We start from the raw sequence: 9,912 nt of genomic DNA, 5'->3' as shown, positions 1-9,912 counted from the left end.
AGCCGATCCATGCCTCCCAGCTGGCAGCCGTTGCGCTTCGCATAGCAGAACAGCTCCGAGGATCCGGCTGGGATCCATCCCTGCCTGAGCGCATCACCCTGGGTGGCGACACCACCCTCACCTACGCCGCCATGATCAGCGCCCTGCAAGAGGCGCAACCAGCGGGCGATCCAGCGCGCCGTTGCCGTCTGCTGCCCATCCCAAACCGCCTCTTCTTTTCCCTCACTGCTCCCCTTTTGCTCCGCTCGCCCAAGGCCTTCGAAGCGGTGTTGCGCATGGGCGCCAACCTTTCTGGCTTCAGCCCCGCCCACCAGCTGCTGGGCCGTGAACCCCAGCCCTTTCCGGTCTTGCCGCTGGCCTGATGCTGTTGCCTGAGTTTCTCTCGGTTGCGCTCGCTGCTTTTGCTGCCTGGTGGCTCCTGCGTGCGCTGCTACCCAACCTTCGCCTCCGCCTGCTCGATCAGCCCAATGCCCGCAGCTCCCACAGCCAGCCCACGCCCCGCGGTGGCGGTGTGGGCTTTGTGCTGGTGGCCTCAGCCGCAAGCGCCATCGGCTGGCTCGGTGTTGCCTACTCTGCTCAGCCACGCTTTCCCGGCAGCCACTTAGCAATTGTGGCCTTGCCCCTGCTGGCCCTGCCGCTGGCTGTGGTGGGCTTTCTCGACGATCGCCACAACCTCCCCGCCGGCCTGCGCTACGGCGTGCAGCTGGCCACGGCAGTGCTCGTGATCCTGGCGAGTCCGCTTCCGCTGCCCTGGTTGGCGCTGCCCCTGCTGTTGATTGCCGTGACCGCCGTGATCAACTTCACCAACTTCATGGATGGCCTTGATGGCCTAGTGGCCGGCTGCATGGCCGTCGCCCTGGCATCGGCTGCCCTCTGGCTCGCAGCACCTTGGCCCATCTGGGCCTTGGTGGGTGCCTTGCTGGGGTTCCTGATCTGGAACTGGAGCCCTGCCAAGGTTTTCATGGGAGATGTCGGCAGCACCTTCTTGGGCGCCGTCTTTGCCGGCCTGGTGCTCCAGGCCACGACTTGGCCAGAAGCCCTAGGCCTGCTGCTGGTGGCCACCCCCCTGCTCGGCGACGCCTTCCTCTGCGTGCCCCGCCGTCTGCTTGCTGGGCAGCAGGTGCTTCAGGCCCATCGTCTTCACCTTTTCCAGCGCCTCCATCAGGCCGGCTGGCCCCATGCCCGCGTCTCCAGTCTGTATATCGGTGCAACGGCCGTGCTGGCACTCGCCCTTTTCTGGGGTGGCCTGCCTTGGCTCATCACGCTTGCTGCCTTTGAACTATTGCTCGGCATCTGGCTAGATCAGAGGGTGGCTGTTCCCTTTGCCCTCGCATCCCGCAGCTGATGGCCCAGCGTTGGTTAATCCTTGGAGCCGGCGGCCACGGCCGCTCCGTTTGCGATGCCAATGCTGCCAGTGGCGATCACGTCGTGGGTTTTCTCGACGACGCCTTACCCCCAGGCACCCTGGTGAACGGAATACCTGTCTTGGGCGCCCTGTCTCTCGCCTGGGACCTGAATCTGTTGTTTGATGCCTCCGATGAGGCTCCTCCCGATCAAGTGGTCGTGGCTATTGGCAATCCGGCCCTCCGTCAAACCTGGCAGCAGGTGCTTGAGCAGGTGGCCGCTCCCCTCGGGGTGGTGCTGCATCCCAGAGCAATCGTGAGTGCCACCGCCCATCTCGGCCCTGGCTCTGTCGTGCTCGCTGGCGCTGTGGTGAATGCCAATGCTTCTCTCCATCAGGGAGTGCTGGTGAATAGCGGCGCCGTTGTCGATCACGATGCCATTTGCGGCGCCTACAGCCAACTCGGTGTCAACGCCGCCATGGCTGGCGGCTCTCGCCTTGGCCCGCTCGCTTGCCTGGCCCCAGGTGAAGTGCTCAACTGCCTCCAAACCCGTTTCGCCCCTCTGGCACTGGCACCTGGTGCGTCTGATCCCGGAGAAGGCTTGACCCTGAAGCGGTGAAAGCTGCCCTGTCCGTAGCTGTTGTGTTCCTTGCCTCTGGGCTTTGGCTGGCCTGGCCCTGGATTGTTCCGCTTGTTTCTCCGGTTCCCACGTTTGGTACCGGTAGCGATCTGGTGGTGGTGCTGGATGGTGGCCCAGGCCGCTTCGCCGCAGCCGATCGCATCGGCCAATCGCTGCCCCAGCCGCCCCACCGCCTGCTAATCCGCTGCCCCAGAGGTACGCCGCCACCCCAGCCCACCCCCGAATTGCTGCAGGGCTTCGACACCGCCACCCAGATCACCGCCTTCGCTCACTGGTTGCGCCACCAGCCCTCGCCCCGAAGTGCCCGGGTGTGGATTGCCACCGATGCCGATCACACCGCCCGCGCAGTAGTCCTTGCCCGCATTGCTCTTGGCAGCCAGGGCATTCGCGTTGGCCCGGCTGATTTGCCTACCCCCAGCCCCAGCGAGCACCGCAAGCTGCTTCGGGATGCCCTGCGCCTCACCCTTTGGCGCGCCACTGGGAGCACCGGCGCTTGGCTGGCGCCTGAGGTTGTTGCCCGCAAGCGGGCGGATTGTGGGGTGTAGGGGGTGTATGTCGGCGAGTGGCGTTAACCAGCTCTTGACGCGAACATATGTACTATGATTGTTGCGTTGTTGTTGCCGGGCTGTGGCGCAGGTCGCCCCCGTTTCAGAAACTGCGCCAGACTCAGAGGCAACGTCTGCTTCCCGTCGCCGTTGCGGCTGGTTTGATCTCCAGGGCTGGCTCGAAGTGCTCGCCGGCATTGTGATTGCACTGATCGCCCTCCTCACCTCCTATGACCACATCGCCCTCCCCGCCGGCGCCGCCCTCCAGCTCCCGCAGCAATGGGGCGTCTGGAGCATCGCTGCCTCAGTGGCGCTTGTGGTTGCAGACGCTCAACTGGCGACGGGATCCCGACGTCGAGCAGAAGATCAACGCCTCCAGGCTGAGAACGAAGCAGTTCGAGAGCGAAATCAACGCCTCCAAGCAGAGAACGAAGCAGATCGAGAGAGAAACCGAGCAGCTCAAGAACGAGAACGCGCGGCTCGCAGCAGTCGAGTCCAGGCTCGCGCACTTCGAGCGGGAGCACTTGTCCAACTCGAGCCCTCTGTCCTCCACCGACGATTCCTCGCTCTTGTAGTCGCCGAACTGGCCCAGCTCGCCGATGAGCCGGCCTGAGCGTCCTGCTGCGCGCTGCCTCAGACGTGCGCCGCCACCTCAGCCCACACCCGAACTCCTCCAGGGCTTCGACACCGCCACCCAGATCACCGCCCTCGCCCACTGGTTGCGCCTCCAGCCCTCGCCCCGCATTGCTCGGGTGTGGATTGCCACCGATCCTGATCACACCGCCCGCGCCGTAGTCCTTGCCCGCATTGCCCTCGGCAGCAAGGGCATTCGCGTTGGCCCTGCCGATTTGCCTACCCCCAGCCCTAGCGAGCACCGCAAGCTGCTTCGGGATGCCCTGCGCCTCACCCTTTGGCGCGCCACTGGGAGCACCGGCGCTTGGCTGGCGCATGATGCGTTGGCCGTCAAGCGGGCGGATTGTGGGGTGTAGTAGGGGTGTAGGCCTGGCAGCACCCGGCTAGGGCTTTCCGTAATTCCACGGATGCCTTGACAGTTTGTTTGTACTAGCCTGTGTTCAGGATTTGGGCTGGCTACTGTGGTTTTGGGATTTGACCTTCAGGGCTCGATCACACTCATTGCCGGCCTTCTGCTCGCCCTGATCACACTTTTCACGGGTTATGACCATGTCCACTTCTTTTGGGGCCCAACCCTCCAGCTCAATAAGCAAATCGGAGTTTCTGTCCTCGCTGCCTCGCTGGCGACGCTGGTTGTCGAGGCTCAATTGGCATCCCGTCGTCGAATACGAGATTCGCGAGATCGAATTCGAGCGCAGGAAGATCGAGCACGAGAACAGGAAGATCGAGCGCAAGAACAGAGAGATCGAGTACGAGAGCAGAGATATCGAGTACGAGAACAGAAAGATCGAGCACGAGAAGCGGATGAAACAGCTCGAGATCGAGATCGCTCGGCTCGAGCAAGCCAACTCCAGGCTCGAGCGCTTCGAGCGGGAGCACTTGTCTGGCTCGACCCCACCCCCCTCCACAGGAGATTCCTACAGCTGATTGCCACCGAGCTCGCTGATCTCGCTGGCGGTGCCCCCTCATGACCCAGTCTTCTTGCGCCATCGTGCCGAGCCCCAGCACCAGCTCGCTGGCTGGCCGATCAGGACCTGCCCGCTGTGGATCTGCTTGTGGTGCTCGATGGCCGCCCACCCGCCCAAAACAGGCCGAGCTTTACCGGCAGCAACTGCTGTAGGAGCCTGGGAGCGCCTGCTGATCCGCTGCCCCCGCGCACGACACCGCCCCCAGATCACCGCCCTCGCCCACTGGTTGCGCCACCAGCCCTCGCCTCGCATTGCCCTTGGCAGCCATGGCATTCGCGTTGGCCCGGCTGATTGGCCTACCCCCAGCTCCGCTGAACGCCGCAAGCTGTTTCGGGATGCCCTGCGCCTCACCCTCTGGCGCGCCACTGGGAGCACCGGCGCCTGGCTGGCGCATGATGCGTTGGCCGTCAAGCGGGCGGATTGTGGGGTGTAGGGCTGCAGGTCGTGAGGGCTCTGCTGGTTGGGGAGTTTTCAGCTGCGGATGGCCAGGCCCTTGTTCCGGCGGGATGCGCTTGCAGCTGCGAGGGCAAGCACTATTGATGTGCGCCCCGCGCCGTGTTCCTGCTGACCAGTACAGGTGTATTATGGGCTGAGCGGCGAGGGCTCGGCGTGGGTAGGGTTTTTTTGTTCGACATTCAGGGTTGGATCACCCTGATCCTGGGCAGCCTGCTGGCGCTGATCACTCTTTTCTCGTCTTACAGCCATGTCCACATCCCCTTCATCGGCGCCGTCGCCCTCAATCAGCAAAGGCTGTTTCGATAAATCTGCCTACTACTCCTCGTTGCCCTGGTTCCGCCGCTGCTTGGCGTAGCCGCAGGCTTCTGCGAAGCAGTTGCTCAATTGGCGACCCGTTGTCGACTACGAGCTGAGAGAGATCGAGTTCGATCGCAGAGAGATCGCGCACGAGCAGCGGATGAGGCAGCTCGAGAACGAGGACGCGCAGCTGAGGAAAGACGACGAGCAGAGGAAGATCGCACACGAGCAGAGGAAGATCGAGCACGAGCAGCGAATGAAGCAGCTGAAGAGCGAGAACGAGCGGCTCGCCGAGCTCAACGCCAAGCTCAGTGCAATCTTGTTCAGCTCCGACACCAGCTCGACCCCTCCGAACGCAACGCCAGGCGAATCCGAGATGTGATCTCGCTGCTGGAGGAGTACGGGGGAATGGCTTGAAGTCCCCATGCCTGCCGCGGCGCTCAGGTCAACTCCTCTATTGGTGCCGCACGAAAGTCGCGATAGACTGAATGCTGCCGCCCTCGCTCGCCATGGCTTCCGCGCTCCATCCGCCCGCCATCAAGCTCGTCGGCAGCAATGGCCAGATCTCGCTGGGCAAGCAGTACGCCGGCCGCCATGTTCTTGTGGAAGAGCCTGAGCCGGGTGTCTGGATCGTTCGCACCGCCACAGTGATTCCAGACAATGAGCGCTGGTTACACGAACCCGCTGCCGCAGCAGCCCTGCAGGCTGCGATGGTCTGGTCCGCCAGTCACCCACCAGCGGATGCCGATCTGGATGAAACCCTGACGCGCCTTGGCTGTGATTAAGCATGAAGGCTGCATCAGTCTGGATCTGAACAACCCGGTGTTTCAGGAGCAGTTGCTCACGCTGCAGAAGGCTGAGCGCCATGCGGCACTCGACACCCTCAACAAGATCCGCCAGCTCACCTGGAACCAGCTCTATCGCGACCCAGGGATCAAGTGGGAGAAGATCACAAGCATTAAGCCACCGGCTGGAATCGATGCCGTCTACTCTTTGCGGATTAGCAGTTCACGCAGGGCAACAGCTCATCGTGAGGGTCAGTACATGCGGCTACTCACCATTGCCCCGGATCACGACGCGACCTACGGGAGGAAATGATTCATAAGTTTCAGGCTGCAGCAAACTGCACCCCAGTTCGACTCCTAATATCCCCGCCGGTGAAGGAAGCATGGATGCCAGAGCAGGCACCTCAGCCTCTAGCGGGCGACTAGGACGCAGGCGCCTGGCTGGTTCCCAAGGTTATTGCCCGCAAACTGGCCGATTGTGGGGTGTAGGGGGTTTAGGCCTGCGGCCTGGTGAAAGCGGCTCAGGTGTTGTTCCGGCTGCAGGTGGCCCAGGTTTTGGTTCCGGCAGGATGCGCTGGTGGCTGCGAAAGCGCCCTCCCCTCCTTGTTGACCAGTACAGGCGTATCATGGACTGAGCGGCGATTGCTCGGTGTGGGTAGGGTTTTTCTGTTCGACATCCAGGGTTGGATCACCCTGATCCTGGGCGGCCTGCTGGCGCTGATTACTCTTTTCTCGTCTTACAGCCATGTCCACATCCTCAGCGAGATCGCAGCCCTAGGGCTGCTTTCAGGAGGCTGGTCTGGCCCCTGCTGAGCGGTTGCCGGTGGCTCGTGAACTGGGTGAGACCAGCTTGATGTTCCTTGTGCATTCCACCATCACACCTGAGCCGATGGCCGGCTACGCCTCGCACATCTGCCTCGGTTCCCGCCTCGCCGGCGCGGGTGTTGAACCCTCAGCGGCATTAATGTGGCATGAAGGAGGTTTCGGTATGACACCAGCAACGATTGACCTCAATGGTCTCGACAGCGACATTCGCGCCAATGTGCTGCGACAGCTAACTGCTTCTGGACTGTCCGAACAGCTTTTCGTGAACCAGGTTTATCTCGCTTTGGCAGGGGGCCAATTCAGCCTTCTCGATCTTCTGGGCCCAAATGCTGGCACTCTTGAAGCCATGCAAGAGCTGGCCGAGGGGCGAGGAGTGACCGCAGAGAACATTGAACAGTTGTTCGCCGACCTGCATGCGGACGATTGAACGCTCAACACAGTTCAAAAAAGACTATAAAAAGTATTTCAAAAGTGTCTACGGCTCGGAGCTGGATGCCCGCCTCAAAGAGGTGATCGGGCATCTTCTGGCCGAACAGCCTCTCCCAATCTGGTTTCGCGACCATCAGCTCAGAGCCAACTTGGAAGGGATATCGCGACTGTCACGTCTTCCCGGATTTGGTGCTTATTTATCAGCTCCAGGGAGGTGAGGTGCTTCGGCTTGTTCGTCTGGGATCGCACAGCGAGCTGTCGCTTTGAGTCCTGGCCAAGAGGTATTGGCGATGAGCCTCCCATGCGTTCTCATCTTCCGGCTCACCGCACTTCTTCACCGGCCCTTTCTCTCATCGCTCCCTTGCCCCAGTTCGATGCCGAGCCTCAGCCACGGCGAATCTGTTGGCAGTTTCGACGATGTGGCCGCCTGGAGCTTCTGCCAAGACAAAACCCTCAGCACCGCTGGTGAAGGCGGCATGGTGACCACCTCCCGCGCAGATCTGTGGGATGCCATGTGGGCCTTTAAGGAACACGGCAAAACCCAGGGGGCCGTGTTCGGCCGCGAGCATCCACCTGGCTTTCGCTGGCTCCATGAGCGCTACCGCTTCGCGGGCCTGCGGCTACAGCTCCAACTTCCGCCTCACCGAACTCCAGAGCGCCATCGGCCGCATCCAGCTTCAACCCCTGCCCGACAAGTTCTATGTCTTCGTGGAGCCTGATGCCCTTGCCCAAGGCTGGAGCCGCGATCGCATCTTTTTTGAGATCACAGGAGCTGGTTATCCCGCCCTTTCCGGCAGTTGCAGCGAGATCTATCTGGAAAAGTGTTTCCAGGATGCAGGTCTTGCTCCCGCCGAGCGCCTACCTGTAGCCCGCTTGCTTGGTCAAACCAGCTTGATGTTTTTGGTGCATCCCAACATCACCCCTGAGCAGATGGCCAGCTACGCGGATGTGGTGCGAGCTGTGGTGAAGCGAGCTTGCCGCTAGTGCTATTAGGCCAGAAGCGCCCCCAGGTGCTTGTTGCCCTTTTGCTTGGAACTTCGGCTGCAGGGCTCTGGCTGGCCTGGCCCTGGAAGCGATCTGGTGGCTGCGAGGGCGCCCCCCCGCTGAGAAGTACAGGTGTATTATGAGCTGAGCGGCGAGATCTCGGCGTGGGTAGGGTTTTTTTGTTCGACATCCAGGGTTGGATCACCCTGGCCCTAGGCGGCCTGCTGGCGCTGATCACTCTTTTCTCGTCTTACAGCCATGTCCACATCCCCTTCATCGGCGCCGTCGCCCTCAATCAGCAGATCGGAGTTCTACTCCTCATTGTCCTGGTTCCGCCGCTGCTTGGCGTAGCCGCAGGCTTCTGCGAAGCAGTTGCTGAACTGGCGACCCGTTGTCGACTACGAGCTGAGAGAGATCGAGTTCAACTCCAAAATCGATGCTCTCTTGTTCAGCTCCGACACCAGCTCGACCCCTCCGAACGCAACGCCAGGCGAGTCCGAGATGTGATCTCGCTGTTGGAGGAGTACGGGGGAATGGCTTGAGCCCCCTGGCCCTACCGGGGTAATCCCAGGCGCCTGGCGCGGCCCCTTGACCGATTGGTGCTACTCAGTCACACTTGAGACGGCGTGTAGGTGGTGCTCAAGTGGTCATCAAGAGTTCAGTGTCTCTCCGCGAAGATCAGCATGCCTTTGCCAAAGCGTTGGTGAGCGCTGGTCGCTTCCCATCCGTGAGTGCTGTGCTGCAGCAAGGCCTTGACCTGCTGAAGCAGCAGGAGGCTGATGCCCAAGCCGATCGAGCCGCCTTGCAGGTCTTGCTGAAGCAGCGCGCCAATGGGTCCTTCATCTCTGCCGATCAACTGCGGGCCAGGTTGGCGGCCCAGCCCCGATGAGCGAGGCTCCGTGGACGGTGGTCTTCGCCGCAGAAGCAATTAACGATTTGGTGCTGATCACCGAGTACCTCACACAGGCCTATTGCGGCTTTGGAGAACCACTGGCGGAGGCAAATCGGCATGCACAGGTGCGCATCGAGGCGATCATCACTGCCGCCGAACGGTTGGCCCCAGCTCCCTTTTGTGGAGAATCACACGACGATCTCCTGCCTGGCCTTCGTCACCTGGCTCTCGATCGTGCTGTGTATTGGTTTCGCCCACGCGCTGAGCAGCGGGTAATCCAGGTGCTGGCCGTGTTCTTTGGTGGCCAAGACCACCAGCGCCACATGTTGGTGCGCCTGTTGCAAAACAGCTCCCAGGTTTGATGGCGATCCATGGTTCTCGCCTCCGGCAAGGTGAGCATTTGTCGTTGCGCTCTTTGCCCTGAAAACGCTCTTGGCTGGTAGAGCTGTTGTTCCTCGGCTGCTCAGTGCCGCCCCAAGCAATCCCTATGCCCCAAACCCACCTAACTCCGAGATCCCCCCCATGGCCATGGCCGAGTTGCTGATGGCTATGCCCAAGCAGTGAACCCAATCCGGCGGACAGCCTCCCTCCCCGTTCCCCCCCCAAGAGCACTAGATCCTGAATGCCTGGCCTGATGCGAAGACCCGCCCTGCGTCGCGCCCTGATGGAGCTCCCTCCCCTGGGCCGCCGCCTGCTGCTGGGCATGATCGATGTGCTGCTGATCCCCCTGGCGATCTGGCTGAGCTTCTGGCTGCGCACGGCCCACCCCTTTAGCGAACCTCTCGGAGCCAGCCTCTGGCTGTTCCCAGCTGTGTTAACAGTCGGCCTCAGCGTCTACGCGTTCACCGGCCAATACCGTGGCCTCACCCGCTATGTGAGCAGCACCGCGCTCTACGCGGTAGCTACTCGCAATGCCGCCGTGGTGGTGCTGGTGTATCTACTCGGCACCCTGCTGCCGGTTCTGATGCCTCCCCGCAGTAGCTGGCCCCTGCTCTGGCTGCTACTCACTGGCCTTACTGGCGGCACGCGCTTTGTGCTGCGCGACTTGCTACTCCGGGCCAACCACACCCCAAGCAACAATAGACCTCAGGTGGCGATCTATGGCGCCGGCGCCG

21 protein-coding genes and 2 pseudogenes are annotated in these 9,912 nt (G+C 61.9%); 22 read left to right on the top strand and 1 reads right to left on the bottom strand.

Annotation, left to right across the window (positions count from 1 at the left end):
* The 4 genes from KBZ07_RS11410 to KBZ07_RS11395 all read left to right on the top strand — a co-directional run.
* Positions 1 to 362: hypothetical protein (locus KBZ07_RS11410; RefSeq protein WP_254931726.1), on the top strand; the 362-nt coding region annotated here is incomplete at its 5' end.
* Positions 362 to 1,345 carry a glycosyltransferase family 4 protein gene (locus KBZ07_RS11405; RefSeq protein WP_254931725.1) on the top strand — a complete coding sequence of 328 codons (984 nt, stop codon included), beginning with the start codon at positions 362 to 364 and terminating at the stop codon, positions 1,343 to 1,345. The genes KBZ07_RS11410 and KBZ07_RS11405, both read left to right, overlap by 1 nt.
* Positions 1,345 to 1,962: a hypothetical protein gene (locus tag KBZ07_RS11400; protein ID WP_254931724.1), complete on the top strand. Its 618-nt coding sequence runs from the start codon at positions 1,345 to 1,347 to the stop codon at positions 1,960 to 1,962. The genes KBZ07_RS11405 and KBZ07_RS11400 overlap by 1 nt, the downstream gene beginning before the upstream one ends.
* Positions 1,959 to 2,528, top strand: a complete 570-nt coding sequence (locus KBZ07_RS11395; protein ID WP_254931723.1) for a YdcF family protein — start codon at positions 1,959 to 1,961, stop codon at positions 2,526 to 2,528. The genes KBZ07_RS11400 and KBZ07_RS11395 overlap by 4 nt, the downstream gene beginning before the upstream one ends.
* A 121-nt stretch (positions 2,529 to 2,649) precedes the next feature.
* Here the strand turns inward: KBZ07_RS11395 and KBZ07_RS11390 are convergent, their stop codons facing one another.
* Positions 2,650 to 2,808: a hypothetical protein gene (locus KBZ07_RS11390; protein WP_254931722.1), complete on the bottom strand. Its 159-nt coding sequence runs from the start codon at positions 2,806 to 2,808 to the stop codon at positions 2,650 to 2,652.
* 40 nt (positions 2,809 to 2,848) lie between these two features.
* On the opposite strand from KBZ07_RS11390, the gene KBZ07_RS11385 reads away from it, so the two are divergent.
* The 18 genes and pseudogenes from KBZ07_RS11385 to KBZ07_RS11300 all read left to right on the top strand — a co-directional run.
* On the top strand, positions 2,849 to 3,103 hold the full coding sequence (locus KBZ07_RS11385; protein ID WP_254931721.1) for a hypothetical protein: 255 nt from the start codon (positions 2,849 to 2,851) through the stop codon (positions 3,101 to 3,103).
* Between the two features lie 24 nt (positions 3,104 to 3,127).
* On the top strand, positions 3,128 to 3,517 hold the full coding sequence (locus KBZ07_RS11380; RefSeq protein ID WP_254931720.1) for a YdcF family protein: 390 nt from the start codon (positions 3,128 to 3,130) through the stop codon (positions 3,515 to 3,517).
* A gap of 277 nt (positions 3,518 to 3,794) precedes the next feature.
* Positions 3,795 to 4,088, top strand: coding sequence for a hypothetical protein (locus KBZ07_RS11375; RefSeq protein WP_254931719.1), 294 nt, complete (start codon positions 3,795 to 3,797; stop codon positions 4,086 to 4,088).
* A gap of 138 nt (positions 4,089 to 4,226) precedes the next feature.
* Positions 4,227 to 4,562 carry a hypothetical protein gene (locus tag KBZ07_RS11370; protein WP_254931718.1) on the top strand — a complete coding sequence of 112 codons (336 nt, stop codon included), beginning with the start codon at positions 4,227 to 4,229 and terminating at the stop codon, positions 4,560 to 4,562.
* A 122-nt stretch (positions 4,563 to 4,684) separates the two neighbouring features.
* On the top strand, positions 4,685 to 4,891 hold the full coding sequence (locus KBZ07_RS11365) for a hypothetical protein (RefSeq protein ID WP_254931717.1): 207 nt from the start codon (positions 4,685 to 4,687) through the stop codon (positions 4,889 to 4,891).
* A gap of 70 nt (positions 4,892 to 4,961) precedes the next feature.
* Complete coding sequence (locus KBZ07_RS11360; protein ID WP_254931716.1) at positions 4,962 to 5,264, top strand: hypothetical protein; 303 nt, start codon at positions 4,962 to 4,964, stop codon at positions 5,262 to 5,264.
* A gap of 127 nt (positions 5,265 to 5,391) precedes the next feature.
* On the top strand, positions 5,392 to 5,667 hold the full coding sequence (locus tag KBZ07_RS11355) for a hypothetical protein (RefSeq protein WP_254931715.1): 276 nt from the start codon (positions 5,392 to 5,394) through the stop codon (positions 5,665 to 5,667).
* A complete protein-coding gene (locus KBZ07_RS11350; RefSeq protein ID WP_254931714.1) occupies positions 5,660 to 5,980 on the top strand; it encodes a hypothetical protein in 321 nt (106 codons plus the stop codon). Before KBZ07_RS11355 ends, KBZ07_RS11350 begins: the two co-directional genes overlap by 8 nt.
* A gap of 338 nt (positions 5,981 to 6,318) precedes the next feature.
* On the top strand, positions 6,319 to 6,480 hold the full coding sequence (locus KBZ07_RS11345) for a hypothetical protein (protein WP_254931713.1): 162 nt from the start codon (positions 6,319 to 6,321) through the stop codon (positions 6,478 to 6,480).
* Between the two features lie 10 nt (positions 6,481 to 6,490).
* Entirely contained in the window at positions 6,491 to 6,919 is a 429-nt protein-coding gene (locus tag KBZ07_RS11340) for a hypothetical protein (RefSeq protein WP_254931712.1), read from the top strand.
* Positions 6,906 to 7,139, top strand: a complete 234-nt coding sequence (locus KBZ07_RS11335; protein ID WP_254931711.1) for a type II toxin-antitoxin system mRNA interferase toxin, RelE/StbE family — start codon at positions 6,906 to 6,908, stop codon at positions 7,137 to 7,139. The genes KBZ07_RS11340 and KBZ07_RS11335 overlap by 14 nt, the downstream gene beginning before the upstream one ends.
* A complete protein-coding gene (locus tag KBZ07_RS11330; protein WP_254931727.1) occupies positions 7,111 to 7,188 on the top strand; it encodes a type II toxin-antitoxin system YafQ family toxin in 78 nt (25 codons plus the stop codon). The genes KBZ07_RS11335 and KBZ07_RS11330 overlap by 29 nt, the downstream gene beginning before the upstream one ends.
* Positions 7,189 to 7,211: 23 nt before the next feature.
* Positions 7,212 to 7,406, top strand: a pseudogene (locus KBZ07_RS16320) (DegT/DnrJ/EryC1/StrS family aminotransferase); the annotation flags it as partial.
* Positions 7,407 to 7,512: 106 nt separating this feature from the next.
* Positions 7,513 to 7,905: a hypothetical protein gene (locus KBZ07_RS11320; RefSeq protein WP_254931728.1), complete on the top strand. Its 393-nt coding sequence runs from the start codon at positions 7,513 to 7,515 to the stop codon at positions 7,903 to 7,905.
* A 179-nt stretch (positions 7,906 to 8,084) separates the two neighbouring features.
* Positions 8,085 to 8,447, top strand: coding sequence for a hypothetical protein (locus KBZ07_RS11315; protein ID WP_254931710.1), 363 nt, complete (start codon positions 8,085 to 8,087; stop codon positions 8,445 to 8,447).
* Positions 8,448 to 8,548: 101 nt separating this feature from the next.
* Positions 8,549 to 8,794 (top strand): type II toxin-antitoxin system ParD family antitoxin, encoded by a 246-nt coding sequence (locus KBZ07_RS11310; RefSeq protein WP_315860166.1) that lies wholly within the window; start codon positions 8,549 to 8,551, stop codon positions 8,792 to 8,794.
* Positions 8,791 to 9,159, top strand: coding sequence for a type II toxin-antitoxin system RelE/ParE family toxin (locus KBZ07_RS11305; protein WP_254931708.1), 369 nt, complete (start codon positions 8,791 to 8,793; stop codon positions 9,157 to 9,159). The genes KBZ07_RS11310 and KBZ07_RS11305 overlap by 4 nt, the downstream gene beginning before the upstream one ends.
* 272 nt (positions 9,160 to 9,431) lie before the next feature.
* Positions 9,432 to 9,912, top strand: a pseudogene (locus tag KBZ07_RS11300) (polysaccharide biosynthesis protein); the annotation flags it as partial.

This window comes from Cyanobium sp. BA20m-14 (assembly GCF_024346295.1).
The sequence above is the reverse complement of the archived record's forward strand: the minus strand, read 5'-3'. Positions and strand labels throughout refer to the sequence as shown.

Excerpts from the sequence above, each read along its gene's own strand:
- KBZ07_RS11400 (WP_254931724.1), top strand. The coding sequence starts at position 1,345 with ATGGCCCAGCGTTGGTTAATCCTTGGAGCCGGCGGCCACGGCCGCTCC.
- KBZ07_RS11405 (WP_254931725.1), top strand. The coding sequence starts at position 362 with ATGCTGTTGCCTGAGTTTCTCTCGGTTGCGCTCGCTGCTTTTGCTGCC.
- KBZ07_RS11355 (WP_254931715.1), top strand. The coding sequence starts at position 5,392 with ATGGCTTCCGCGCTCCATCCGCCCGCCATCAAGCTCGTCGGCAGCAAT.
- KBZ07_RS11305 (WP_254931708.1), top strand. The coding sequence starts at position 8,791 with ATGAGCGAGGCTCCGTGGACGGTGGTCTTCGCCGCAGAAGCAATTAAC.
- KBZ07_RS11370 (WP_254931718.1), top strand. The coding sequence starts at position 4,227 with ATGGCCGCCCACCCGCCCAAAACAGGCCGAGCTTTACCGGCAGCAACT.
- KBZ07_RS11335 (WP_254931711.1), top strand. The coding sequence starts at position 6,906 with ATGCGGACGATTGAACGCTCAACACAGTTCAAAAAAGACTATAAAAAG.
- KBZ07_RS11380 (WP_254931720.1), top strand. The coding sequence starts at position 3,128 with ATGAGCCGGCCTGAGCGTCCTGCTGCGCGCTGCCTCAGACGTGCGCCG.
- KBZ07_RS11320 (WP_254931728.1), top strand. The coding sequence starts at position 7,513 with ATGAGCGCTACCGCTTCGCGGGCCTGCGGCTACAGCTCCAACTTCCGC.